Consider the following 26,101-nt stretch of genomic DNA (forward strand, 5'->3'; position numbering starts at 1 on the left):
GCGAGGGACTAATTTATGGTTCTATACTCGCAACAGGTGAAGGAAAGGCTCGGTGTGCCCCGCAGACAGATCAAACAGCTGAACTGGGGTGCGGAGCGGCGTAACGAGTTCATCGAATTCCGGGTGTTCTGGCATGGCCGGATCAATCGCTCGGACCTGATGGAAACTTTCGGCATCTCACTCCAGCAGGCATCCCTCGACCTGACGGGCTATGCAGAGCGGTGGAAGCGAAACCTCGTCTATGACAAGAGCCAGCGTGCCTATGTCCGGGGTCGGAGCTTCAAGCCGCATTTCATAAAGCCTTCCGCCGAGGACTATCTCGCTCAGCTGCGTGCCCTCGATCAGGGCCTGGTCTCGCGCGAGCAGAGCTGGATCTGTCTGTTTCCAGGCTATGGAACCACGCCGACACCCGCGCGGGGGATTGCGTCCGAAACCCTGCGCGAGGTGTTGACCGCCATTCATGAGCCATCGGCTCTTGAGGTAACCTACCAGTCGATGTCGCGCCCCGAGCCAAGCGCGCGCTGGATCGAGCCGCACTCACTGGCCTTCGACGGGTTTCGCTGGCACGCCCGTGCGTTCTGTCAGAATGACCAGGTGTTCAAGGATTTCCTGCTCTCCCGGATTGTCGAAACAGGCAAGCACGGGCCGGTCACGGCCGACCCTCAGAGTGATGTCGATTGGCACACGGAGGTCATCCTGGAAATCGGGCCGCATCCTGATCTTTCTCCAACGCAACGTCGTGCGATCGAGATGGATTATGGGATGGAGAACGAGCGCGCGCAGATTCCTGTGCGCAAGGCGCTGCTGTTCTATGCGCTCAAGCGTCTCGGCCTCGACACGGACCCGGCGGCGCGGCGGCCGCAGGACCAGCAAATTGTACTGATCAGCCAGAATTCCCTGCCAAAGGTCTACGCATGAACCCCACTGAAATTTACGAGGCCTTGGCCAATCTTGCGAGCAAGCCCTTCGATGCTGCGGAATTTCCCTTCGAGTTCGCCTTGGCGACCGACAACGCACCCGCGACGATCGCGAAGCTCAAGGGCGGCACCTACAACAAGTCCGACATTCCCGATGGGGTGCTTCTGAACCAGAAGTTCCATTTTTCCCCGGCACTGCCCGGCATGAGCGCGGCGTGTCTGGATGCCTTGCGGGCCAGCAAGCGAAACGCGAAGCACCGGCCCGCTATTCTGATCGCCACAGACGGACAAGAAATCGCCGCCGAGCATCCAAAGTCCGGCGACACCCTTTATTGCGCCTTTTCGGAACTTGGCGACCGCTTCGGCTTTTTCCTGCCCGCCGCCGGGAAGGAACGCTACCGCGCGGCCGAGGAGAACCCGGTTGACGTCAAGGTCGCGGGCAAGCTGGCCAAGCTTTACGACGCGCTGATCCGCAAGAACCCGGACTGGGCAGAAAAGGCGCGTCAGCATGACATGAACCAGCTGATGACCCGGCTGATCTTTTGCATGTTTGCCGAAGATGTCGGTATCTTCCCCGAAAATCAGTTCAGCCGCCTGATCTTCACCCATGCCGGCGACCGGGGTGAAGGGATGCGTGAGGTGTTGATCAACGCTTTCACCGCGATGAACACGCCCAAGCCGGACAGAGGCGGGCTGCCCGCCTCGACGCGCGAGTTCGAATACGTCAACGGCGGCCTCTTTGCCGGCCGCATCGACGCGCCGGTGTTCGACGTGACCGCCACCCGGTATCTCAAGGATGTCTGTGGCGAGACCTGGACCGGGATCAACCCGGACATCTTCGGCTCGATGATCCAGTCGGTGGCGAACGCCAAATTGCGGTCGGAACTGGGGATGCACTATACCAGTGTCCCGAACATCATGAAGGTGCTGGGGCCGCTGTTCCTTGATGATCTTGATGCCGAAATCGAAAAGGCTTGGGGGCGCGAGCGGGCCTTGCGGCAGGTGCTGGAGCGGATCGGGAAAATCCGGGTGTTCGACCCGGCCTGTGGCTCGGGGAATTTTCTTGTCGTCGCCTATCGGTCCCTGCGCGAGCGCGAGATCAGGATTCTGACGCGGCTTGCCGAACTGACCGGCGGCGCCCAGACCGAAATGTGGTCGGCGGTGCCGATCCGGAACTTCTATGGGATCGAACTGACCGATTTTGCCGTGGAAACGGCAAAGCTGGCGCTGTTCATCGCCGAGTATCAGGCCAACGCCCTCTTCAAGGAGGCCTTCGGCCGCAAGCCCGCCGACCTGCCGCTGAGGGACGCGGCGAATATCGTCTGCGACAACGCGCTGCGGGTTGACTGGGAACGGGTCTGCCCGCCGCCGGAGGATGGCGGCGAGGTGTTCATCGCGGGGAACCCGCCGTTTGTCGGAACAACCTACCGGACAGCCGAACAGAAAGCGGACTTCAATCATGTTTTCAGCGGTCGCGTAGATTCGAGCGGGCGTCTTGATTTCGTATCGGCATGGCTGCTTAAGGCTGCCGACTATGTTCGCGATCATGCCGGTGTCGCAGCTCTACTTGCAACAAGTTCCACAGTTCAGGGGGCATCTGTTGAACCGCTTTGGACCGAGATTTTGAGTGGCGGAAACCAGATTTTCTTTGCCCACCGATCGTTTAAATGGCGAAACAACGCGGCGAGAAACGCGGCAGTTGAGTGCGTGATCGTAGGGCTTCGGCAGCACAAGCAGGGATCTGTTCGCCTATTTGATGAAAGCACAGCCCATACTGTCGAAGCAATCAATGCCTACCTGATTGCGGGCCAACAGATATTTGTCGCCGCTACGCGGAATAGTCTTTTTGGTATGCCGCAGATGGGGCCGGGGAATTTTCCATACGACTTCGGGCACCTCATCCTGTCGCCGGAGGAAAGGGATGCCATGCTGGATGTTTCCCCGGAAGCTGCGCCCTTCATCAGAAAATTCGGTGGTTCACGCGAGGTGATCCACGGCCTCCAGCGGTTCTGCCTCTGGATAGACGATCATGAGGTCGAGGTTGCGAGAAAAATTCCGGAAATTAGCCGTCGGATCGACGCTGTAAAGACCGACCGTCTTGCGAGCAAGGATTCTGGGACACGTCGAATGGCGCAGCGACCACACCAATTCCGCGAACATGTTGCGCCGAAGAGCCACGCTATTCTTGTCCCCCGAACGAGTTCTGAAAATCGACCATATCTTCCCTTTGATCGTGTGGGCGCTGATTTTGTGTCGTCAGACAATAACCATGTCATACTGGACGCCCCCGACTGGTGCATGGCGCTGATCGCCTCGCGCCTGCATCTGGTCTGGATCGGGACGGTCTGCGGGCGGCTGGAATCCCGTTTCCGCTATTCCAACACCCTCGGCTGGAACACCTTCCCGGTCCCGAAATTCACCGGCGATCAACTGGCTGCCCTGACCGCCTCGGCCATGGCCATCCTGCGCTGTCGCTATGGCCATTACCCGGCGACCATTGCCCAGCTTTACGATCCCGACAAGATGCCCGACGATCTGCGCGCCGCCCACAAGGCAAACGATGACCTGCTGGAAAGCATGTATATCGGCCGCCCGTTCCGCAATGACACCGAACGGCTGGAGCACCTGTTCAAGCTCTATGCCGCGCGGGCGAAAAAGCTGAAGAAGGGGGCCGCCTGATGTCCGATTTCGTTCGCGTCACCTATGGCCAGACCGGCAAGACGCAGGAACCGAACCCGATGGGCATGCGCCCCATGCAGGCCCGAGTCTATGACGCCCGCGCGGCCCAGTTCATCCTGCTGAAGGCGCCGCCCGCCGCCGGGAAATCCCGCGCGCTGATGTTCGTGGCGCTGGACAAGCTGGAAAATCAGGGGGTGGGCAAGGCCATCGTCTGCGTCCCCGAAACTTCGATCGGCGCCTCGTTCCGGTCAACCGACCTTACCTCACACGGGTTCTTTGCGGATTGGCAGGTGGACCCGCGCTGGAACCTTTGCCTGAGCGGCGCAGAGGATGGGGTGACCAGCGGCAAGGTGCGCGCGGTGCGCGACTTCATGGCATCCGGGGATCGGGTGCTGGTCTGCACCCATGCCACCTTTCGCTTTGCCTTCGATGAGATCGCCGAGGACGAGGGGACAGCGGCCTTCGACGATTGCCTGATCGCCATCGACGAGTTCCACCATGTCAGCGCCGGGGATGACAACCGGCTGGGTGAAATCCTGCGCCGCATCCTGAACCGGGGTCAGGCGCATGTGATGGCGATGACCGGCTCCTATTTCCGGGGCGACAGCATCCCGGTCCTGCGGCCCGAGGATGAAGCGCGGTTCCGGTCGATCACCTACAGCTATTACGAGCAGTTGGACGGGTATCGGTTCCTGAAAAGCCTTGGAATTTCCTACAGTTTCTACCGGGACCAGTATATCAGCGCGATCCCCGAGGTGCTGAACCCGGACCTGAAGACCATCATCCATATCCCGCATCGCGGCTCGGCCGAGGCCTATGACGTCAAGCAGTCCGAGGTGGGGGCAATCCTGAGCTGCATCGGCGAGGTGATCGGCCGGGAAGAGCAGACCGGATTCGATCTGGTCCGGCTCCCCGATGGGCGCGTTCTGAAGGTGGCGGACCTGGTGGACGACGGGCCGGAGCGCGATCTGGTGAAGGCCTCGCTGATCCGCGAGATCGTCGGGCCGGACGGCAAGCGCGACGATGATGCGGACCGGGCCAAGGTGGACCTGATCATCGCCCTCGGGATGGCGAAAGAGGGGTTCGATTGGGTCTGGTGCGAGCATGCGCTGACCATCGGCTATCGTTCCTCGCTGACAGAGATTATCCAGATCATCGGGCGCGCGACCCGCGATGCCCCCGGCAAGCGCCATGCCCAGTTCACCAATCTGGTGGCGGAACCCGGTGTCGAGACCGGGGTGGTCACGGATGCGGTCAATGACATGCTGAAGGCGATCTCGGGGGCTCTCCTGATGGAGCAGGTCCTGCAACCGAACTTCCGGTTCTACAGGCGCGAGGATGGCGATACCCGACCTCCTGTCGAGGTGGACGGCGAGGGTCGGGTTCATATCGGGATCGGTGGCTTGATGGCCCCTCCGACAGACCGCGCGCGGGCGATCGTCGAGAATGACATGCACGAGCTGGTGGCGCAGGCATGCCAGCAGATGGACCGGCGCACCGTCGCGGATGACGTGGCCCCAGAGGTCGCGACCCAGCTGGTGCTGACCAATATCATTGAGAAGACGTATGAAGACTTGACCCCCGACGAAACCGAAGCCATCCGGCAAGACTTGGCGGCCCGGATGAACATCGCCGCAATCGCGCGCCGAATGGCTCAGGAAGAGATGGAAAGCGGCGAGAAGGAGCCCGTCGAGGATACTGACGCGGACGAAGAGCGGTCGCCGGATGCGCTGAACCTGATCCGGATGGTAAAGAAGTTCATCAACGTGCGCGAACTGGACATCGACCTTATCGACTCCATCAATCCGTTCCGGGAAGGGTTCGATATCGCATCCAAAGCGCTGGACACCCCTCTGCTCCAGCAGATCCAGAGCGCCATGGTCGCTCAGCGGGTCCAGATGACCGAAGAGGAGGCACTGGTCCTCTGGCCCCGGATCAAGCGGTTCACTGCCCAGGAAGGGCGTCCCCCGAACCCCAACTCGCCCGAGGATCTGGAACGTCGCCTTGCAGAGGCCCATGCCTACATCCGCACGAAAAAGGCGGAGCGGATGCGCGCAGCTCAAGGGGGTTCGTGACGGATGCGGCGATACAGGTCGATCGAAGAAGTCCTTGAGGAAGAGGACGAACTGGGGCTTCTGAACGTAACCCTGCGGCCCCGCGCCACCCGATCGCCTGAACGGGAGCGGGATGCCCAATTGGTCACCGAGGTGAACGCATTCTTTGAACGGCATGGCCGTGTCCCGGATGCGGCGGCGGCAGATCATGATGAGATGCGTCTTGGCATGATCTGGAGCCGGCTGGTTGCCAAAGGGGATGCACCAGATCTGCTGGATGTCGATCGCAATGGCCTCTTGTCTGGCGGACGATTTGAGCTGACGCCCGAACCATTGGCTGCAGAACCCGATTGGCGCGACGATGTGGAAAACGACGAAGTACCTGCTTCTCTTGATGACATTTTTGACGATGAGGAGCTCGAGGTTTCAGAGGCGTTGACCGTGATCCGAAACGTGACCCCGGCGGAGGAACGGCTGGTTCCAGATCACCGGGCCGAGTTCTACCCCTGTCACGATTTCGATCGCTTCCGCGCGATGTTCGAGGGAACCCAGGCCGCGCTGGAGACCGGCGAGCGTGAGGTGCGCCCGATCAATCCAAATGAGGAGGTCAGAGTCGACGAAGGTTCCCTCTTCATTCGAAAGGGCTTGCTGACCTATGTCGCCGAGAAGGCGGAAATGACCGCTCGCGCAGGAAAACGCGATCACAGGCTCCGCATCATCTTCTCAAACGGCACGGAAAGCGATCCGCTCTTGTCGTCCTTCCGGAAGGCGCTCGCAGACGATCCTACCTCCCGCGCAATCCACAGGCACGGTCTGGGGGCGCTGGATCCCGATTGGGAGGCGGACCGGATCGATCTGACGGGGACCGTATACGTGCTCCGGAGCAAGTCGAACGAACCTCAAATCGTTGAAGTGCGTAACATACTCCTGAAGATTGGAGTGACGACACAAGAGGTGCGCCGCCGGATTGCTGATGCGCGCAATGATCCGACCTTCTTGCTGGCTCCGGTCGAGGTCGTCGCCACCTATGATCTGGTCAACCTGTCCTGGCGAAAAGTGGAGGGGCTCCTGCACCGATTCTTTGATGCTGCCCGACCGCGTGACCTGTGGATCACGGACCGTTTCGGCCGAAAGGTCTACCCGCGGGAGTGGTTCTACGTTTTGCCGGAGCACGTGAGCAGGGCGGTCCAGGCAATCAAGGACGGCACCCTTCACCAGATTGAATACGACCCGGAAACGCAAACAATCCGGAAGAAATCCTGAGAGACCTGACAAATTCTCTAGACTGACAAGGTGCCCCAATGACGATCTTCACTACAACCAGTTATCCCGTGGGCGCCTTGATCGCCGATATTGATCTAGGCAAGGTCGGGCTACCCGACCTGCAGCGCCCCTTCGTCTGGGCGAATGTGAAGGTTCGCAACCTGTTTGACTCGCTCTACAAGGGGTATCCGGCGGGGTTCCTGCTGTTCTGGGACACTGGGGCAGAGGGAGGCCTGAAAGGCATTGGCGCTAAGAACAGCAAGGCCGTCCCCAAACTAGCCATCGTCGATGGGCAGCAACGACTGACCTCGCTTTATGCTGTTGTAAAGGGCGAGGAGGTGATCCGGGGAAACTTCAAGAAGGAGCGTATTCGTATCGCCTTCAATCCATTGACTGAGCGCTTCGCGGTTTGGGATGCTGCTATTGTGAAGGACAAGTCATTCATTCCTGATATCTCGGAACTCTGGCGACCTGAGGCCAACGTCTTTTCGATCGCCGGCGATTTTCTCGATCAACTGTCGTCGGTGCGCGAGTTATCGGATGCGGACAAGAAAAGGATCCAGAACGCCATTGGCAAGCTGCACGGGTTGACGAACCAGTACTCTTTTACCGCCCTTACTCTGTCTGCCATGGTCGACGGTGCGACCGTGGCAGATGTATTCGTGCGGATCAACGGAGAGGGTAAACAACTCAACCAGTCCGATTTCATCATGACGCTAATGTCGGTATACTGGGATGAGGGGCGCACCGAACTGGAGGCGTTTGCCCGTGCCGCCACGAAGCCTCACGACGGTCATGCCTCACCGTTCAACCATTTCATCAAGCCCGCTCCCGACCAGATGCTCAGAGCGACGATTGGGTTGGCCCTTAAGCGCGCAAGGCTTGAAAACGTCTACAATGCCCTCCGTGGCCGCGATGCCAAGACCGGCATCGACAACCCCGAAAGGCGCGATGAGCAGTTTCAAAAGATGCAGGCTGGACAGGCGGAGGCACTGAATCTGGCAAACTGGCACCATTTCCTTAGCGCGCTGACTTTGGCTGGGTATCGCGGGGAGAAGATGATCAGCTCCGAGACGGCGATTATCTACAGCTATGTGCTCTACTTGGTCGGCATCGTGGACTATGGCATTGACAAGCAGTCAATGCGCCAGGCCATCGCCGAGTTCTTCTTCATGGCGGCCTTGACCGGCCGCTATACGAACTCCCCAGAAACCCGGTTTGAGGCGGATCTGGCTCTCGTTCGGGATCTGTCAGGCGGTACAGAGTACCTTGCGATGCTGCGCAAGATCTGCGCAACGACGTTGACGCCCGATTACTGGAGCATCACGCTGCCCAGTCAGCTGGCGACCTCTGCCTCCCAAAGCCCGTCGCTTTTTGCCTACAACGCATCGCTGATCAAGCTTGATGCCTGCGCCCTCTATAGCCCGGTGAAAATCGCAAGCCTTGTCGACCCTGCCGTGAAGGGGACCAAGGTTGCCCTCGAACGGCATCATCTTTTTCCACGCGCCCATCTTGAGGAAACTGGCATCCGGGAACTGAAGAAGATCAATCAGATCGCAAATTTCGCGCCGGTAGAATGGCCCGAAAACATCCGCATCGGTAAGAAGCCGCCGTCAGCCTATGTGCCACCGTTGGACGCTGCGCTTTCCGCGGAGAAGCGAACGGAGCTCTATTTCTGGCATGCGCTTCCGCACCTGTGGTGGGAGATGCCTTACGAAGCTTTCTTGGTCGAGCGGCGGGAACGCATGGCGCGTGTCATCGAGGCAGCTTGGAAGCTTCTCAATGGTAATGGGCCGAGCGTAGCGAAGGCGGAGATCAGCGTCGCAGAGCTGATAGAGACCGGTGAAACCGATGCCGTCGAGTTCAAGTCTACACTGCGCGTCAATCTCCACACCGGCCAGCAGGACGACAAGATTCATGTGTCAGCGTTGAAAACCATTGCCGGCTTTCTGAACGCCAAGGGTGGGACGCTACTTCTCGGGGTCGCCGATAATGGCGAAGTGCTCGGGCTCGAAGCCGATGGCTTTCCGGATGAAGACAAGATGGCCCTTCATCTCGCGAACCTGATCACGTCACGATTGGGGGATATCTTCCGTCCCTACGTTCACCCGAGGTTCGAAGAACAAGATGGTGTTCGTGTTCTAATGGTTCGCGTTGAACCTGGCCCGCGCGAGGCCTTCTTGAAGGATGGCAACCTCCAGCGCTTCTTCGTCCGTGGTGGTAATGCTACCGCAGAACTACAGGGGAACGCTATCACCGAGTATGTCAAGCAGCGTTTCGGAAAAAGCGCCGGTTAGCCGCCGCACCGCATCGCATGAAGGCTGATGCGCCCTGAGATCTCGGGCCCGTACGGGCTGGTCCGGACATAGGCGTCAGGCGCTCACCTCGTAGGGCAAGCATCTACCTGACCACGTTCCGACAACAGTGCCAGAAGGGCGGGATTGATGCAGAGGTTCTCGTGCCCGACCTTCCCCATCGAGTGTCGGGCACACATCTGGGCGGAGGAGGCCCTCTGGGCTTCTGTCGGCTTCAGTGAGCGCTCCGGCCATTCTGACTCGCCAGTAGCGATTGAAAACTTCCCAAATCGGTGTGACTAGACTACGATTCTAGGAAAACCATGGTCGGATGAGGCAGCGCGGTGTCAAATGCGAAGCAGATACTGGCGATGCTGAGAAGCCAGGCAGAGGGCGATGAGGAGCAATTTTACTCCATCGCGCTGCAGGTTGCAGCCGGGGAAGCACGTCAGGGCCACCGGGCGACCGCCGAAGAAATCCGTTCGGCGGTAGATGCCGTACGCGCGCAGCGTGGCGTCAGAGCTTCGGTCCCGATTTCTTTCTCGCGTCCGCGTGGCGATCTCGACAACTTGCTGGACCTGCGGGAAGCGAGAATCCGTCTCGCCGACGTCGTCCTGAACATGGACATCAAGGGGCATCTCGAAGCTGTGGTGCTTCAACAGCGACGCCGGGACTGGTTGCGGGAACATGGCAAGACCCCCAGCCGCCGCATCCTTTTCGCTGGCCCGCCGGGGTCGGGCAAGACCATAACTGCGGAGGCGCTGGCTGGGGAACTGCGACTGCCGCTCTTCGTGATCCGACTCGAAAGCCTGATCACACGCTTCATGGGGGAAACGGCGAGCAAGTTACGACTTGTCTTTGATGAGGCACAGCGGCGCAGGGGCGTCTATCTGTTCGACGAGTTTGATGCTGTTGGTAGCAACCGGCTTGCAACCAACGATGTGGCCGAGATGCGTCGCGTACTGAACAGCTTCCTTCAGTTCATGGAAGAGCCATCCGCGACCGATAGCGTTCTGGTGGCGGCGACCAATCACCCATCCCTGCTGGATCGCGCTCTGCTTCGGCGTTTCGATGAGGTTTTGCAGTTCGAAATGCCGACTCCTGACGAGGTGCGGGCAATCATCAAGGCACATCTAGCGCCGATGAAGTATCCTAAACTCGTCTGGAAAACAATCGAGACAGCGGCGGAAGGGTTGAGTCAGGCAGAAATTGTTCATGCTGCGGAAGAAGTTGTCAAGGAAGCCATTCTCGCGGAAAGGGGGCAGGTTTCTACAGCTGACTTGATCCGCCAACTTAACAAGCGGCAAAGCATGAAAACTGTGTTCGCCGAGGAAAAAGAACGTCTTGGCTGAATACGAGCATCGTCACATTGATCTCAGCGGATTGGGAGTGGTCCGCGACTATAAATCCCCTGGCAGCAACGCGCGCCAAAGGACATTGCAGAGAATTCGCGAAGAGCATGGTCGTCGGCTGGTTGGGGAACTCAATGCCGCCCTTCAGTTTACGGACCAGAGGCGAGAAGTCCTCGATCTTCCCGATGGAGCACCGCCCCCCGATGGGGTTTACCTTGAGGTTGAACTCGCGCCGGGTGTGGGACCTACGACCCTCGAGCGGAAGCGTGAGAGAACGCGACAGGGGGCCGTAACAGTCACCGCGAATGGCGCCCGGCGCATTGCGCTCTTTGTGCCGGACGATACGCGCGACGTGTTCGACGCTGTCTTTCGTGACTATGCGTTCACCGAGGTGGAAGACGGGGAGAAGATTCCGAAGAAATCCCGTGTCGAGCCGGTCGAGCATGTCCGTACTGCCCGCCTTCAGACCTTTTGGCGTGACGACCCGGATGCATTGCCTGACGATCCGCAGGCGGAAATGTGGTGGGCACTATGGTGCTTTCGAGATCGGGTCGAGCGCGTTGACGACCTTGCGCAGCGCCTGGGGCTGACCGTCGGAGATGACGATACGCGATTGCGGTTTCCGGAAGTGATCGTTCTCCCCGTCCATGGCCGCCGGGCTGTGATCGAGTTGTTGCTGTTTTCGACCGGGGGAATCGCTGAGATCCGCCGGGCGACCGACACGCCTGCGGTATTCACTGACGAGCTCCACGGTATGGTAAGCGATTTCGTTGAAAATCTCGCCGAGCGTGTCACTTGGCCGGGCAGGGACGTGCCTGCCGTCTGCCTGCTCGATACCGGCATCAATCGCGGGCATGCCCTGATCGAGCCGGCGCTCGACCGTGGTGATCTACATACGGTGGTTGCTGACTGGGGCGTTGATGACCATAGCAACATCGGTCATGGTTCAGGAATGGCTGGTCTCGCTTTGCACGGCGACTTGACCACGCAACTAGGGGACGCATCACGGCCAGTCCTATCGCACCGCTTGGAATCGGTAAAAATCCTTCCGCCGGATAGTTTTGAGCCGAATGATCCGTTTTCCTACGGTGCAATCACAACCTCGGCGGCGGCATTGCCGGAGATCGCGGCTTCTGAGCGTCCCAGAGTTTTCTGCATGGCTGTCACCAACGAGAATCGTTCCGGAGCGGAGCCGACGGGATGGAGCGCGGCACTCGACCAGATATCCTCCGGCGCCGATGCGGTCGAGGAGGGGCCTGATCATATCCGTCGACTGTTCGTGCAGGCACTCGGCAACATTGGAGACAGTTCCCACGCTGACGAGATAGCCGATGCCGACGCTTTCCCGGGCGAGGATCCGGCACAGGCGTGGAATGTGCTTACCGTGGGCGGCACCACGCTGAAATCCGATATTGCCGAGTACGCCTACCGGGACTGGTCCGGTTGGTCGCGTCCGGGGGATCGGAGTCCATACAGTCGGACGACGACGCTCTGGCGGTCGAGCCAGTCCCCCATAAAACCTGAGGTCGTGTTTGAAGCTGGCAACCGCGCGGTCAGCAGGTCAGGAATTGAGGCCGTGTCCGGGCTGCCGTCTCTTTCTCTGCTGACGACTTCCAAAACTGCTGTTCCCGAGCCGATTGTGTCCTTCTGGGCGACGAGCGCGGCAACCGCCCAGGCGGGACGGATGGCCGCGCGCATGATGGCCGAACGTCCCGACTACTGGCCGGAAGCCGTCAGGGCCCTGATGGTGCACAGCGCGCGGTGGACGCCGCATATGCTCGCGGAGTTTGCCGGAGCAGCGGGCAAGGCCGAACGAAAGGCTCTGACCAGAAAGTATGGATATGGGGTGCCCAATCTGCGTCGCGGCATAGCTTCGGCGCGCGACGACCTTGCCCTGGTCGCACAGCGGAACATCCAGCCCTTCCGTATGGACGGCGGAAACGTGCGGTTTGGTGATGCCCATGTCTACCGCTTGCCCTGGCCGCGAGACGTCCTGGAAAGCCTCGGTAACGAGCGCATCAGGTTGAAGGTGACATTGTCGTATTTCGTGGAGCCGAATCCGAGCTTCGCAAGCGCGATCGATCCTGCACGATACCAGTCGTTCGGTCTGCGTTTCGACTTGAAGCGAGCGCGTGAGACAGAACGCAATTTCATGCGTCGGGTCAATAAGGACGACCGGGATGAGGGCGATCTTCGGCCGGTGAATGAAGACAACGATGGTTGGTTCTTTGGGCCGAAGTCGGTGTCGGCCGGTTCAGTCCACATGGATATTTGGGAGGGCAGTGCCGTTGAGCTTGCAGCGCGGGACCTTCTCTATGTGTTTCCGATTTCAGGTTGGTGGCGCGAGCGCAAGGCGCTTGGAAGAGCCGAGAGCAAGAGTCGATATGCGCTCGTTGTCGGTATCGAGGCACCGGATGTCGACGTTGACCTGATCACACCAATCGCAACAGAGCTTGCGAACCTGATAGCAGCGGGCGTAGCAATCGAGACATAGCAAGAATGCTCTGCCTTGTGCCGATTGGAGGCTGCCTAGCTGCGGCTACCTTGTTTTGCCCCGAAGGACGCGCGCAGGTTCGACGTACGGAACTGGATATTTTCTTATGAGTCTTAATAGGTTAGGCTAAGCGGCAAGTCTTGGGATATTCCGTTCGACCAATCGCAAGTATCGTTGGTTGCCTGCCCCCGCAACCAAATAAACCCAAAGAATACAGATACTTAAACGCCGCCCCATCGGGCGGCTTTTTGCGTTCCAAAATCAGGGTCAGCACTAGGTCAGCAAAACGCACGGCGACGGGTGTGCGAGCCGGCCCAGCGTGATAGTCCGCAGGAAACAATCGTCGAAGCCCAGCCCGCCATATTCCTCCGGCACGCCGAAGCCGAAGGCGCCGAGCGCGCCGACCTTGGCGTGGAGTTCCCACGGCACCTCGCCGGCCTCGTCCCAGGCGTCGGCATGCGGCATGATCTCGGTGGCGACGAAGCGCGCCATGGTATCGCGAAAGGCGCTGCGAGCCTCGGTCTCGAACGGGTTCTTCATTGCTTGCCCTCCGCTTCCAGCGGGCGACCGAAGCCGTCGAGAGTGCCGATGGCGGCGGCCGCTTCCTCCTGCGCCCTGACCGCGCGGCGAAAGCCGTCGCGGGCCTCCAGCCGCGCCCGATAGGCCGACACATTCGGCCCGAACTCCTCCGACAGCCCGATCATGCCGGCCAGCACCAGCGCATAGCCGACCGAGATGTCGGCCACGGTGAACCGCCCGGCGCAGAGATAGTCGCGCCCGTCGAGGCGGGCCTCAACCGCGCGCAGCCGCGCCAGGAACCACTTCGCGTAGTCCTGTGCCACCGCCGGCTGCCGCCGTTCGGCGGGCTCGAAGATACCGTAGCGCAGCACCAGCGTCTGCGGAAAGGTCAGCGTCGCCTCGCCGAAATGCGTCCAGTTGAGGAACGCGCCATACTCCTCTTCAGCCGGATCGACGCTGAGCGGCGACGGCCCGTAGCGGACGGCGAGATAATGGCTGATCGCGCTCGATTCCGTCATCCGCACCGCGCCGTCGATGAACAGCGGGATCGTGCCGAGCGGAGTGATCTCCTTGTATTGCGGCGCGAATACGCGCGGCGGGAACGGCAACACCTTCAGCGAATAGGGCAGGCCCATCTCCTCCAGCGTCCATAGCGGACGGAAGGAGCGGGCGTTGACGCAGTGATAGAGCTCGATCATGTGGCTTTCCACCTACCGAAACCTGTCATCGACCATGGAAGACCGCCGGGCGCTTCTCGAGGAAGCTGCGGGGACCTTCACGGGCGTCCTCGCTGGCGAAGACGGGAGCGGCAAATTCGAGCTCCATGGCAAGCGCCTCGTTTTCGGAAAAGCCGACGCAGGCGCGCGCCGAGCGGCGAATTGCGCGGACGGCGATCGGCCCGTTGCGCGCAATGCGGCCGGCAAGCTCGAACGCGGCGTCGAGCACGTCGTCGGCCGCCACGACGCGGTTCAGGAAGCCCCATTCGAGCGCCGTGCGGGCGTCGATCAGATCGCCGGTCAGAAGCAGTTCCATGGCGCGCGGCATCGTCATCTGCTGCGGCAGCCGCACCGTCGAGCCACCGGCGGGGAATATCGCCCACTTGACCTCCTGAACGCCGAACCTGGCCGCTTCCGAAGCGATCCGCAGGTCGGTTCCCTGGACGAGCTCCATCCCGCCGGCGATCGCCGCGCCGTTGATCGCCGCGATCACCGGCTTGCCGATGTCGTAGCCGCGCAGGATGCTGCGGTTGAACAGATTGGGCTCGTCCCTGAAGCGCCGGTCCCACTCGTCCTCGGGCTCACGCGCGCCGCTCATTAGCGGAATCAGGCGGCCGAGGTCGGCGCCGGCGCAGAATGCCTGCGATCCCGTCCCCGTGACGATGACGACACGGATGCCGTCGTCGTCACGCAACTCGGTAAAGATATCGGCCAGGAGGCAGATGCTCTCGGGATCGAGCGCGTTGCGCACTTCCGGCCGGTTGAGAGTGACCAGCGCGAGGTGTTCACTTCTTTCGACGAGGATTTTCGACACTGGGTTCTCCTGTTGAACGGATTTCGAGCCGCGAACGACAGATCGGAGCGGAATTTTCAGGCGATGCGCTTTTCGAGGTCGTGACGCTTGATCTTGCCGGTGGTGCTTCGGGGCAGCTCGGCATCCTCAACGAAACGTATGTCCTTCGGGATCTTGTAGCCGGCGATGTGCCGACGGCAGAGCGTCAGCAGCGCCTCGGCGTCGAGCGTTTCGTCGCGCCGCACCACGAAGGCGACCGGAACCTCGCCCCATTTCGGATCGGACTTGCGCACGACGACCGCGTCGGCCACGCGCGGCTCGGACAGAAGGACGCGCTCGATCTCGGCGGGATAGATGTTCTCGCCGCCCGACTTGATCAGGTATTTCCGCCGATCGACGAAGGAGAGGGTCCCGTCCGGATTGCGCACGAACACGTCGCCCATGTGGAACCAGCCGCCGCGGAGGTCCTCGCGATTGGCCTCGGGATTGTTCCAGTAACCGGAAAACAGGCTGGGGCCGCGGATCGCAAGCTCGCCCGGCTCGCCGTCCGCGACCTCCCGGCCATCGGGATCGACCAGCTTGATGCGGCAGAACGAGTTCTGGATCTTGTCGAGGCCGGCCGGCACGACGCCGACGGCGATGGTGGCGAGCGACGCCGGAGGCAGCCCCGTTTCGGTCGATCCGAAACTGTTGAGATAGGGCGCATCGAGCAACTGCGTGACCTCGGCGATCTGTTCGCGGGGCACAAGGTCCGCCATCACGCCGGCCCACCGGACGCCGGCGGGCGACGCGCCCGCGCGCTTCATGGCCGCAAGAAACGGCGTGATCATGCCCGGCATCAGCGTCAGCCGCCCGAGCCGCTCGCGCGTCACGATCCCGGCGAGCTCGTCGGCGTCGAAGCCGTCGGTGACGATCACCTTGCCGCCCTGCATCAGGGTCATGAAGACCGTGTCGGTCGAGACCATATGGAAAAGCGGCGCCCAGGCCACGAAATGCTCGTCGGCCGTGTTCGGAAGGTCGATCATCTGGATCATCGCCCGGGCGATCTCGGCCCGCTGGCTGATCAGCGCGCCCTTGGGCAACCCGGTGGTGCCGCTGGTATAGAGGATGACGACGCCGTCCTCGGGATCGCATTCGTCCTCGATCCTTTCTGCCGAAGCGGCGTCGAGCGCCTGCTCGTAGTCCGGGCCGAAAACCAGCACGGGCGCAACCTCGCCGTGGCGGCGCGCGACATCGGCGTGGCGCGGCGAGGCGAGGATGAGCTTCGGCGTCACGAGTCCCAGGCAATGGCGCAGCTCCTCGTCGGCGAGGCGCCAGTTCTGGCAGGCGGCGATGATGCCGAGCTTGGCGGCGGCGATCAGCAACTCGATATATTCGATGCGATTCTCGGAGAGGATGGCGACGCGGTCACCGCGCATGATGCCGAGGGAGACCAGGTGATTGCAAAGGCGGTCGGCGCGCCGGTCGAGTTCGGCATAGGTCATCCGCCGGTCTCCCTGCTCGAGGGCGACCCGTTCGGGCCCGCAGCGCACCCGCAGGGCGAACAGGGAGCCGATCGTCAGGCCGGACGCGCGACGCGCGAGATCGATGTCGACCGGATGATCGTTGCTCGGTTTCATGATCATCGTCCTTGCATCGTTCGAGGGGAGCGGGACGGCCGGAGCCGTCCCGCAAGGTGCTATTCGGCGCAGCCGCGCACGGCCTCGATGTCCGGGAACTCGGACAGGTTGCGGCCGAGCGAGAACTCGCCCTGCATGTCGCGCCACTGCGAGTAGTCGTCCAGATATTCGAGCTGCGAAAGCGCCACCTTGGCGAACAGCGGGTTGGCGCAGGCTTCATCGACTAGCAGCTTGTTCGACAGGCTCTGGAGCTTGGCCATGTCCTCGTCGCTCAGCTTGTGGACAGTGGTGCCCGCCTCGGCGAACTTCTTGACCGCCTCGACGGAAGCCTTCTCGTAGTGGGCCAGCGACCAGGTCATCGTCGCCGCGGCGGCGGTCTCGAGAATCTTCTTCTGTTTGTCGGAGAGACCGTCCCAGACCGCCTGGTTGATCATGACGCCGCTCATCGAGCCAGGCTGGTGCCAGCCCGGGGACATCTGGTGCTTCGTCACTTCCTGGAAGCCCATGCCGAGATCGGTGCTGGGCATTGAGAACTCGGCCGCGTCGACCACACCGCGCTCGAGCGACTGATAGACCTCCGAGCCCGGCAGCATGATCTGCGACGCCCCGAACTCGGCCAGGATCGCGCCTTGCGGACGGCCGGACATGCGCACGCGCTTGCCGGCGAGGTCTTCGAGCGAGGCGATCGGCGTGTTGCCGCGCAGGCCGGATTCGGTGGAGATCAGCGAGTACGGCAGGTACTTCATGTCGTATTTCCCGTAGACCTCGTCGAACAGGGCCGCCCCACCCCAGCTCTGGATCCACAATATGTAGTCGGCCACGCCGAAGAACATCGGGAACGAGCCGATCAGCGAGAATGCCGTGTCGGTTCCCGCCCAATAGCCGGGCCAGTCGGCCGAAGCCTGGATGCTGCCCGAGCGCACGGCGTCGAAGACCTGGGTAGACGGGATAAGGCTTTCGCCCGGGAAGAACTGGATCTGGATCGAGCCCTCGCCGAGCGAATTGACGATCTCGACGAAATGCTGGTCGGCCTGGATCAGGTCGATCCCGGGCGGCCAGGTGGAGGTCATCTGGATGGTGACCTCCTGCTCCTGCGCCGGCGCGATGGCCGTGAAGGCAAGCAGCCCCGCGGCTACGAGCAGGCCGTTTCTGACGGTTTTTGAAATTGTCATGCGTCTTCTCCCTTGGTTGTGTGGTTTCAGGTGCCGGCGGGGCTGCGCTGGGTCATCATGCTTGCTCCCCTCCTTTCCATCCGGTGTCCCGGCCGGAGCGTCTCTCAGCGTGCGAAGATCAGGTTCGGCAACCAGGTGATGATCTGCGGGAAGATCGCACAGAGTGCGGACCCAATGATGATGAGGATGACGAACGGTATGATGCCCCGGTAGATGTGGCCGAGCGTGATCTCCTTCGGCGCCACTCCCTCCAGATAGAACAGCGCGTAGCCGAAGGGCGGCGTCAGGAACGACGTTTGCAGGACCACCGCGATCATGGTGACGAACCACAGCGGCTCGAAACCGGCGGCTGTGGCGATCGGCAGGAAGATCGGCAGGCAGATCAGCACGATGCCGAGCCAGTCGAGGAACATGCCGAGCACGAAGACGATCAGCATCATCACGATGAAGATGCCCCACGGCCCGAGGCCCATTCCGTCGAGGAAGCCCGACACGACCTGCTGACCGCCTATGGCGATGAAGACGCCGGTGAAGGCGGTCGCGCCGACCACCACGAACAGGACCATGCTGGTCGTGCGGGCCGTCGCCATGACGGCATCCTGAAGCAGGGAAAGCGAGAACTTGCCATAGACGATCACCATGACCAGGGTAAGGAACGCGCCGATCGAGGCGGCCTCCGTGGTCGTGGCCCAGCCGCTGAAGATCGAGCCGAGCACGCCGAGGATCAGCATGATCGGCGGCACCGCCATCTTCAGAAGCGAAAGCATGATCTCGCGCCGGTCGGTCTGCGCGAGCTCCTCCTCCGAGACCGGCGGGCCGTATTCCGGCTTGAAGAACGTCACCACCCCGACATAGAGGGCATAGAGCGCGGCCAGCAACAGCCCCGGCATGAGCGCGGCGGCGAAAAGCTGGCCCACCGAAATCTGCGAATAGCTGCCGAGAATGACCAGCATGATGCTGGGCGGGATCAGGATGCCGAGGCTGCCGCCGGCTGCGATGGCGCCCGTGGCCAGTTCCTTCTGGTAGCCGTAGCGCATCATCGACGGCAGGGCGAGCATGCCGATGACGGTGACCGACGCACCGATGATGCCGGTCGTCGCGGCGAGGATCACCGAGATGGCGATGACGGCCAGCAGCAGGCCGCCCCGCACGCGGCCGAGCACCAGCCGCAGCGCATGGAACATGTTCTCCGTCACGCCGGAATCGCTCAACAGCCGCGCCATCAGGATGAACATCGGAACGGCCAGCAGGATGTAGTTGTCCATCTGGCTGTAGATGCGGTTGATGATGATGCCGAATATCTGCGGGCCGGGCCCGAGATAGGCGAAGATGATCGCCAGCCCGCCGAGCACGAAGGCCAGGGGATGCCCCATGAACAGCCCGGCCAGCAGGCCGAGGAACATCAGGGTGGTAAGGAGTTCGCTGCTCACTTGGCTTCTCCCGTGCGGACGGTGTCGACCAGGCGGATCATCGTGCAGATTCCCTGGAGGATCAGCAGCGCCGCGGTGACGGGGATGACCGTCTTGATGTAGTAGACAGGCAGGGCGACCGCCCCCCAGCTCGTCTCGCGCGAGGCCCATGACCGGGCCGCGAACTCCCATCCATAGACCAGCAACGCGATCACGAACGGGAAGAAGAAGATCAGGAAGGAGAGGATGTCGAGAAGCGCCTGATTGCGCACCGACAGCCGCTCCTTGAAGATGTAGATCGAGACGTGTTCCTTGTGGAGGAGCGTGTAGGCCGCCACGATCATGAAGTGCAGCGCAAAGAGCTGCACGGAGACGTCGAAGGCCCACAGGACGGGCGCGTTGAACAGACGGCGGGCAACGACGTCGTAGACGGTGACCAGCATGATGAAGATCATCACCCAACCGACCGTGCGGCCGATCCATGTGTTGAGGCCGTCCACCAGCCTGAGAAAGTGGTTCATCGCATGTGCTCCGTGCCGGATGCGGCGGTGTCGGACCCCGTCCGGGTCCGCCGCTTGAGTTCGCGAAGATCGAAGGTCGTGGGCAGGGCGAGCGGGTCCTCGCCGTCGCCGAAGATCAGCCCCTTCTGGATTTTCTGCGTCCCAGTGGTGGGCAGGGCGTGACGGAAGCTGACATATCCCGGTGCCTTGAAGTAGACGAGATGGTCGAACACCCAGTCGAACAGCCGGCGCGCGGTGGCGAGATCCTGCGCGACGCCATCGCGCAGGACGACGCAGGCGAAGACCTCTTCCTCGCGCAACGCGTCGGGCATGGCGATGACGGCGGCCTGAACGACCTCCGGGTGCGCCTGAAGGCAAGCCTCCACCTCGGCCGCGGCAATGTTCTCGCCGGAGCGGCGAACGATGTTCTTTCTGCGATCGACGAAATAGAGCATGCCCGTCTCGTCCTGGCGCACCACGTCGCCGGTGCGGAACCAGTCCTCATGCCAGGCCGCTTCCGTCGCCTTCCCGTCCTTGAGATAGCCGCTGAAGAATCCGCGCCGCGGGTTGGGATCGCCTGACTGGACGAGAAGCTCGCCCGGCGTTCCGGGCTGGACGTCGTTCATGTTCTCGTCGACGATCCGCGCCTTGAGCAGGCTGTCCGGGCGTCCGAAAGCACGCGTGCCCATCTGGCGCGGCTCGTGGTTGTCGATGAAGCCCGCCCCCACCTCGGTCATGCCCCACAGCTCGAGAAGCGGGAAGCCGAAGCGCGCTTCGAAGGCAGAATGGTGCTTGGGGTCGACGCCCGCGCCGATGCCGGCGCGCACTGTGTGCTGCCGCTCGACCTCCTCCACCGGGCGCGCCAGAAGCAAGGCCGGCATGACGCCCAGATAATGGACCAGCGTCGCCTTCGAATCCCGGCAATCCGCCCACCAGCTCGACGGCGAGAAACGTTCGACCATGACGTTACAACCGCCCTTGGCGATCATCGCCGTCGTGGTGACCGCGAGATTGTTCATGTGGAAGAGCGGCAGCGGGTTGAGCAGGCGCTCGGTCTCCTCGCGCAGGGAGAGGCCGCCGCCCCAGGAGGCGTAGAGCCCCGCCGCTTCGAGGAAGTAGCGATTGGAGAGCACGCATCCCTTCGGCCGGCCAGTGGTGCCAGACGTATAGAGGATGGCGGCTTCGTCGTCGCGGCCGGCCTGCTGACGTCCCGCCGCCCGCGATGCCGGCGGCAGCTGCGCCGGCAGATCGTCGGCATCGAACACCGGGATGGAAAGGGACGTCCCCGCCAGGACCTCGTCGAGGATCGGACGGCAGCGCCGCGAGCTGGTGACGAATGTCGCCTCGGAGTGTTCGATCAGGTAAAGCATCTCGGACGGGCGCGCGTCCGCGTTGAGCGGGACGATTGATACACCGAGGCCGTTCAGCGCCAGATAGTGGAGATGGAAGGCCGGCTCGTTGCCGATCAGGATCGCGGCCCGTGTGCCGACCCCGTAGCCGGCGGCGCGATAGGCCTGGCGCGCGGCCAGGACGTCCGACAGAAAATCCCGGTACGTGACTTCGGTGAACTCACCGACCCCGCCGCGGCGGACGGCGACGAAGGGGTGATCCGGCAACCGTGCTGCCGTACGCTCGAACAGCGCGGCGACGCTGGTATCAGGATAGTCGATTGGGTCGTTCTGCCTGTGCACCATGCGGGCAATCTCCTCCTGTCATTCAAATGAACCGGCGCATCTCCTCGTCAGCCGCGCCGACCGGAGGTCCGTTCAGGTGTCGGGCCTCTCCAATTCGCGCGCCAATGCCGCCGGCACCGGCACCGGAAGGTCGAGCAGGATCTGCGCATAGGCCTTGCCCTGCGGGTCGTTGCGCAGCGAGGCGATGCCGCCGCCGCCCAACACGTCTTCCAGCAGGAAGTTGAGGGCGTGGATGCCCGGCAATTCGTAGCGGCGGACCTTGCCGACGCCGAAATGGGCAAAATAGCCTGCGACCACATCGGGCATCAGCGCCGCGCGGATATAGGGCAGGAATCGCGCCTCCCGCGCCTTGACGCCGATATTGGCGTGGTTGCCCTTGTCGCCGCTGCGCCCATAGGCGAGCGCGACCAACGGCACCGCTACCGGATCGTCCATGGCCGGGGCCTCCTCCGGCGAGGCATCGTCCCGTTCATAGGCACCGTCATGCCCGCCCGCTGGGGCCGGCGCGTCGAAGGCGCGGCCCTCCATCTCGACCGTCGCCGGCACGGCGGACTTCGCCACCAGACAAGAGAACAGGCGCACCACGGGCGAGACCTTGGGCCGGTTGCCGCCCATGCCGGCGGTGCCCGGCGCCATCGACGTGCCCGACGAGGTCAGCTCGCGCACGAGAAGGTTGAGCGGCGCCTCGGCCGCATGCTTGGCGGCGAGCTTCAGCACCACCTCGCGCGCGCCCATGGCGCGCGAGCGTTCGGCATAGGCGGATTCGGAACCGAGGATTTCCACGCTGGTCTCGCTGTAGGGCGCGACGCCCTGATCCTCCAGCAGCCGGGCGCAGCGGCGCAGCACCGCGTCCGCCGTCTTCTCGGCCTTGGCCACGGCGTCGATGCCGCCGATGGTCACGTACATGCCCACGCGAAAACCGTCCTGAAAGGTGGCGCTCGCCTTGTAGGTATCGGTCGGCCGCCTGCCGCGCGCGCCCGTCACACGCACCCGGTCGGGGCCGAGCTCCGCGATCTCGACGCGGGTGAAGTCGCAGGTGACGTCTGGCAGGAGATAGGCGGCCGGGTCGCCGATCTCGTAAAGCAGCTGCTCGCTCACCGTACCGACCGAGACCAGCCCGCCGGTGCCCGCCGGCTTGGTGACGACGAAGCTGCCGTCCGGCTCGATCTCGGCGATCGGGTGGCCGATATTGGCCCAGTCGCCGGTCTTGTCCCAATCGGTATGGATGCCGCCCGACGCCTGCGCGCCGCATTCGAGGATGTGGCCGGCGAGCGAGCCGGCGGCGAGCTTGTCGAACTCGTCCGCGCCCCAGCCGAAGGCGTGGATGCAGGTGCCCAGCGTCACCGCGCTGTCGACGCAGCGCCCGGTTATCACGATGTCGGCGCCAGCATCGAGCGCGGCGGCGATGGGACCGGCGCCGAGATAGGCGTTGAAGCTCCACAGCTTTTCCGGGAAGGGCTCGCCGGTGAACATCTCGCGCGTGCCGGCACGGCGGAATTCCTCCTGCCGCGCGATCAGGTCGTCGCCGGTGACGACCGCGACCTTGAGGTCGAGCCCGGCCTTCCCGATCGCCCGTTCGAGGAGCTTTCCGCAGGCGCGCGGATTGACGCCGCCGGCATTGCTGATCACCTTGATACGCTGGCGCGCGATCTCGGGCAGATGCGCGGCCACCAGCGAGACGAAATCGGCGGCGAAGCCGGCATTCTCGTCCTTGGCCCGCGCTCGCGCCATGATCGACATGGTGATCTCGGCCAGATAGTCGAACACCAGATAGTCGAGCCCGCCGCCCTTGACGAGCTGCGGCACGCTGGTGGTGGTGTCGCCCCAGAAGCCGGTCGCCCCGCCGATACGAATCGCTTTCATGCCCCTTCCTCCACGATCTCGACGATGAGGTCTCGCGCGGAAATCTGCGCCCCCGTCGCCACGGCCAGCGTCCCGACCAGCCCCGTGACCGGGGCCAGCACCATGTGCTGCATCTTCATCGCCTCCAGCGTGGCCAGCACCTGCCCGCGCTCGACGCGCTCGCCCTCGGCGACCTCGACGGAAATCACCATGCCGGTGATCGGCGCGCGCACCAGCCCGTCGGCGGCCGCGCCGTCCGCCGCCTCCGGCGGCGCCATGGTCAGGTCGCGCACGGCATACTGGCTGGCATCGACCTCGAAGACGATCTCCTCGTCGCCGGCATGAAAGGGCACGGAGCGCAGGACCCCGTCGGCCCGGTAGCGCAGCACGCCGCCCTCGGCCGAGACGATCTCGATCGCATGGCGCGCGCCTTCCGCGTCCGTCACAGTGAGAGCGCCCTCGTCGCCCTCGACCGTGAACCAAGCGGGCTGTGCCTCACCCACCGCGAGCCTGACGCGGCTCTCCGTCCAGCGGCTGCTGCTCCATCTGCCACCGCGGCACAGCCACGCTGCCGCCAGCGCGCCGGGCGGCAGCGCGGGCTCGGCCGGCGGCGCATATCCGTCCCCGAATGTCTCCTCGACGAAGGCGGTGGTCGCCTCGCCGGCCGCGAAGGCCGGCGCTTCCAGCGCCTGCAACAGAAAGGCCCGGTTGGTGCGGACGCCGAAGATGCGCGTGTCCGCCACCGCCTTCACCAGACGCCGGCGCGCCTGCTCGCGGGTGTCGCCCCAAGAGATGATCTTGGCCAGCATCGGGTCGTAGAAGGCGCTGACCTCGCCGCCCTCGATGATGCCGTGATCGGCCCTGATGCCCGGCCCCTCGGGCACCTGCCAGCCCTCGATGCGGCCGGTCTGCGGCATGAAATTCTGCGCCGGGTCCTCGGCATAGAGCCGCACCTCGATGGCGTGGCCGCGAATGGCGACATCTGCCTGCGAGAGCGGCAGCGGCGCGCCTTCGGCGACGTCGATCTGCATGGCGACGAGATCGGTCCCGGTCACCAACTCGGTCACGGGATGCTCAACCTGAAGCCGCGTGTTCATCTCGAGGAAGTAGAAGCGGCCATCGCCGTCGAGCAGGAACTCGACCGTGCCGGCACCGACATAGGAAAGCGCCTTCGCCGCCGTCACCGCCGCATCGCCCATCGCCGCGCGGATGGCGGGCGTGACCGCCGGCGACGGGGCCTCTTCCACCACCTTCTGGTGGCGGCGCTGGATCGAGCAGTCGCGCTCGGCCAGATGGATGACGTTGCCGTGGCGGTCGCCGAACACCTGGATCTCGACATGGCGCGGGCGCATCACCGCCTTCTCGATCAGCATGCGGTCGTCGCCGAAGGCGTTCAGCGCCTCCGACTTCGCCGTGCGCAGCATGCGCGTGAATGCCGCTTCGTCATGGACGAGCCGCATGCCGCGCCCGCCGCCGCCGGCCGATGCCTTGATCATCACCGGAAAGCCGATCGCGCGCGCCTCGTCGAGAAGGCGCTCCTCGCTCTGGTCCTCGCCCTGATAGCCGGGCACACAGGGCACGCCGGCCGCGATCATCCGCCGCTTCGATTCCGCCTTGTCACCCATGGCGCTGATGGCTTCCGGCGACGGGCCGATGAAGATCAGCCCCACCTCCGCCACCGCCCGCGCGAAGCCAGCATTCTCGGACAGGAAGCCATAGCCGGGGTGGATGGCATCCGCACCCGTCCGCCGCGCCGCGTCGATGATGGCGTCCGCCCTGAGATAGCTTTCGCCGACCGGCGCAGCGCCGATCTCCACCGCCTCGTCGGCGAGTGCGACGTGGAGCGCGCCTTCATCCGCCTGCGAATAGACCGCGACCGTGGCGATGCCCTTCTCCCGCGCGCTGCGGATCACGCGGCATGCGATCTCGCCGCGATTGGCGATCAAGATCTTCTCGATGCGCCCGCTCATGCGATCTTCTCCACCCATGCTGCCGGCCGCTTCTCGTTGAACGCCGCAATGCCTTCGCTGCCTTCCTCGCTGCGGATACAGCCGGTGAAGGCCGCCGCCGCCCGGTCCAGCATGTCGGGCGACACGCTGCCGCCGCTCGCCATGATCAGCTCCTTCGTCACCACCAGCGCCTTCGGGGCGCAGCGGCCGATGTCGTTGAGGATGCCGCGCAGCGCAGCCTCCAGTTCCGCCGCATCCTCGAAGACGAAATCGGCAAGGCCGATTCTGGCCGCCTCGCTTCCGTCGATGCGCGAGCCGGTCAGCGCCAGCCGCCGCGCCCGCGCCAGCCCGAGGCGGGCGACGACATAGGGCGCGATCTGCGCCGGCGGGATGCCGAGGCTGGTCTCCGACAGCGCGAAGCGGGCGGCGGGCGTGGCCAGCACCACGTCCGCGCAGCAGACCATGCCGAAGCCGCCGCCGAAGGCCGGACCCTCGATTACGGCGATTACAGTCTGCGGCTGGCTGTTCAGCGCCGAAAACAGCGCCCCGCCGGCGCGGTTGGCGCGGTAGACCGGATCGGCCTCGCCCTTGGCGGCGGGCGCGGCCAGGTCGGCCAGCGCGCCCTTGAGGTCTGCTCCGGCGCAGAAGGCGCCATTGGCGCCGCGCAGCACGATGGCGCGGATGGAGCGGTCCTCGCGCGCCGCCTCAAGCCGCGCCCGAAGCTCGGCCGCCAGTCCGGCGGTGAGCGCGTTCTTCGTCGCCGGATCGTCGAGCACCAGCGTCAGCACATGCTTGTCCCGGCTCGCCCGAACGCAAGGGGTATCGGTCGTCATAG

18 protein-coding genes are annotated in these 26,101 nt (G+C 63.3%); 7 read left to right on the forward strand and 11 right to left on the reverse strand.

Annotation, left to right across the window (positions count from 1 at the left end; genetic code table 11):
* Positions 1-15 precede the first annotated feature (15 nt).
* From GTK01_RS17125 to GTK01_RS17155, 7 genes are all read left to right on the forward strand, one after another.
* The gene (locus tag GTK01_RS17125; RefSeq protein ID WP_252928273.1) at positions 16-918 is read left to right on the forward strand and encodes a WYL domain-containing protein; all 903 of its coding nucleotides are present in this window, start codon (positions 16-18) and stop codon (positions 916-918) included.
* A complete protein-coding gene (locus GTK01_RS17130) occupies positions 915-3,596 on the forward strand; it encodes a DNA methyltransferase (protein WP_143794961.1) in 2,682 nt (893 codons plus the stop codon). The genes GTK01_RS17125 and GTK01_RS17130 overlap by 4 nt, the downstream gene beginning before the upstream one ends.
* Positions 3,596-5,671, forward strand: a complete 2,076-nt coding sequence (locus tag GTK01_RS17135) for a DEAD/DEAH box helicase (RefSeq protein ID WP_252928274.1) — start codon at positions 3,596-3,598, stop codon at positions 5,669-5,671. Before GTK01_RS17130 ends, GTK01_RS17135 begins: the two co-directional genes overlap by 1 nt.
* Positions 5,672-5,674: 3 nt before the next feature.
* Positions 5,675-6,913: a GIY-YIG nuclease family protein gene (locus GTK01_RS17140; protein WP_143794959.1), complete on the forward strand. Its 1,239-nt coding sequence runs from the start codon at positions 5,675-5,677 to the stop codon at positions 6,911-6,913.
* Positions 6,914-6,951: 38 nt separating this feature from the next.
* Complete coding sequence (locus GTK01_RS17145) at positions 6,952-9,210, forward strand: DUF262 domain-containing protein (protein ID WP_143794958.1); 2,259 nt, start codon at positions 6,952-6,954, stop codon at positions 9,208-9,210.
* Between the two features lie 368 nt (positions 9,211-9,578).
* The gene (locus GTK01_RS17150) at positions 9,579-10,559 is read left to right on the forward strand and encodes an AAA family ATPase (protein ID WP_051481130.1); all 981 of its coding nucleotides are present in this window, start codon (positions 9,579-9,581) and stop codon (positions 10,557-10,559) included.
* Entirely contained in the window at positions 10,552-13,053 is a 2,502-nt protein-coding gene (locus GTK01_RS17155; protein ID WP_252928275.1) for a S8 family peptidase, read from the forward strand. The genes GTK01_RS17150 and GTK01_RS17155 overlap by 8 nt, the downstream gene beginning before the upstream one ends.
* Before the next feature lie 273 nt (positions 13,054-13,326).
* On the opposite strand, the gene GTK01_RS17160 is transcribed toward GTK01_RS17155, so the two are convergent.
* From GTK01_RS17160 to GTK01_RS17210, 11 genes are all read right to left on the reverse strand, one after another.
* Complete coding sequence (locus GTK01_RS17160; protein ID WP_252928276.1) at positions 13,327-13,593, reverse strand: acyl-CoA dehydrogenase family protein; 267 nt, start codon at positions 13,591-13,593, stop codon at positions 13,327-13,329.
* Complete coding sequence (locus GTK01_RS17165) at positions 13,590-14,270, reverse strand: glutathione S-transferase family protein (protein WP_252928277.1); 681 nt, start codon at positions 14,268-14,270, stop codon at positions 13,590-13,592. Before GTK01_RS17165 ends, GTK01_RS17160 begins: the two co-directional genes overlap by 4 nt.
* 25 nt (positions 14,271-14,295) lie before the next feature.
* Positions 14,296-15,102, reverse strand: a complete 807-nt coding sequence (locus GTK01_RS17170; RefSeq protein ID WP_252928278.1) for an enoyl-CoA hydratase-related protein — start codon at positions 15,100-15,102, stop codon at positions 14,296-14,298.
* Between the two features lie 56 nt (positions 15,103-15,158).
* Positions 15,159-16,700, reverse strand: coding sequence for a class I adenylate-forming enzyme family protein (locus GTK01_RS17175; RefSeq protein WP_252928279.1), 1,542 nt, complete (start codon positions 16,698-16,700; stop codon positions 15,159-15,161).
* 59 nt (positions 16,701-16,759) lie between these two features.
* Positions 16,760-17,872, reverse strand: a complete 1,113-nt coding sequence (dctP, locus tag GTK01_RS17180; RefSeq protein ID WP_252928280.1) for a TRAP transporter substrate-binding protein DctP — start codon at positions 17,870-17,872, stop codon at positions 16,760-16,762.
* Positions 17,873-17,976: 104 nt separating this feature from the next.
* Entirely contained in the window at positions 17,977-19,302 is a 1,326-nt protein-coding gene (locus tag GTK01_RS17185; RefSeq protein ID WP_252928282.1) for a TRAP transporter large permease subunit, read from the reverse strand.
* Complete coding sequence (locus GTK01_RS17190; protein WP_252928284.1) at positions 19,299-19,802, reverse strand: TRAP transporter small permease subunit; 504 nt, start codon at positions 19,800-19,802, stop codon at positions 19,299-19,301. Before GTK01_RS17190 ends, GTK01_RS17185 begins: the two co-directional genes overlap by 4 nt.
* Entirely contained in the window at positions 19,799-21,475 is a 1,677-nt protein-coding gene (locus GTK01_RS17195; RefSeq protein WP_252928287.1) for an AMP-binding protein, read from the reverse strand. Before GTK01_RS17195 ends, GTK01_RS17190 begins: the two co-directional genes overlap by 4 nt.
* A 72-nt stretch (positions 21,476-21,547) precedes the next feature.
* Entirely contained in the window at positions 21,548-23,338 is a 1,791-nt protein-coding gene (locus GTK01_RS17200) for an acyclic terpene utilization AtuA family protein (protein WP_252928289.1), read from the reverse strand.
* Entirely contained in the window at positions 23,335-25,287 is a 1,953-nt protein-coding gene (locus tag GTK01_RS17205) for an acetyl-CoA carboxylase biotin carboxylase subunit (RefSeq protein ID WP_252928291.1), read from the reverse strand. The genes GTK01_RS17200 and GTK01_RS17205 overlap by 4 nt, the downstream gene beginning before the upstream one ends.
* Positions 25,284-26,099: an enoyl-CoA hydratase/isomerase family protein gene (locus GTK01_RS17210; protein WP_252928301.1), complete on the reverse strand. Its 816-nt coding sequence runs from the start codon at positions 26,097-26,099 to the stop codon at positions 25,284-25,286. Before GTK01_RS17210 ends, GTK01_RS17205 begins: the two co-directional genes overlap by 4 nt.
* Positions 26,100-26,101 lie beyond the last annotated feature (2 nt).

This window comes from Aliihoeflea sp. 40Bstr573, assembly GCF_024105655.1.
GTDB lineage: Bacteria > Pseudomonadota > Alphaproteobacteria > Rhizobiales > Rhizobiaceae > Aliihoeflea.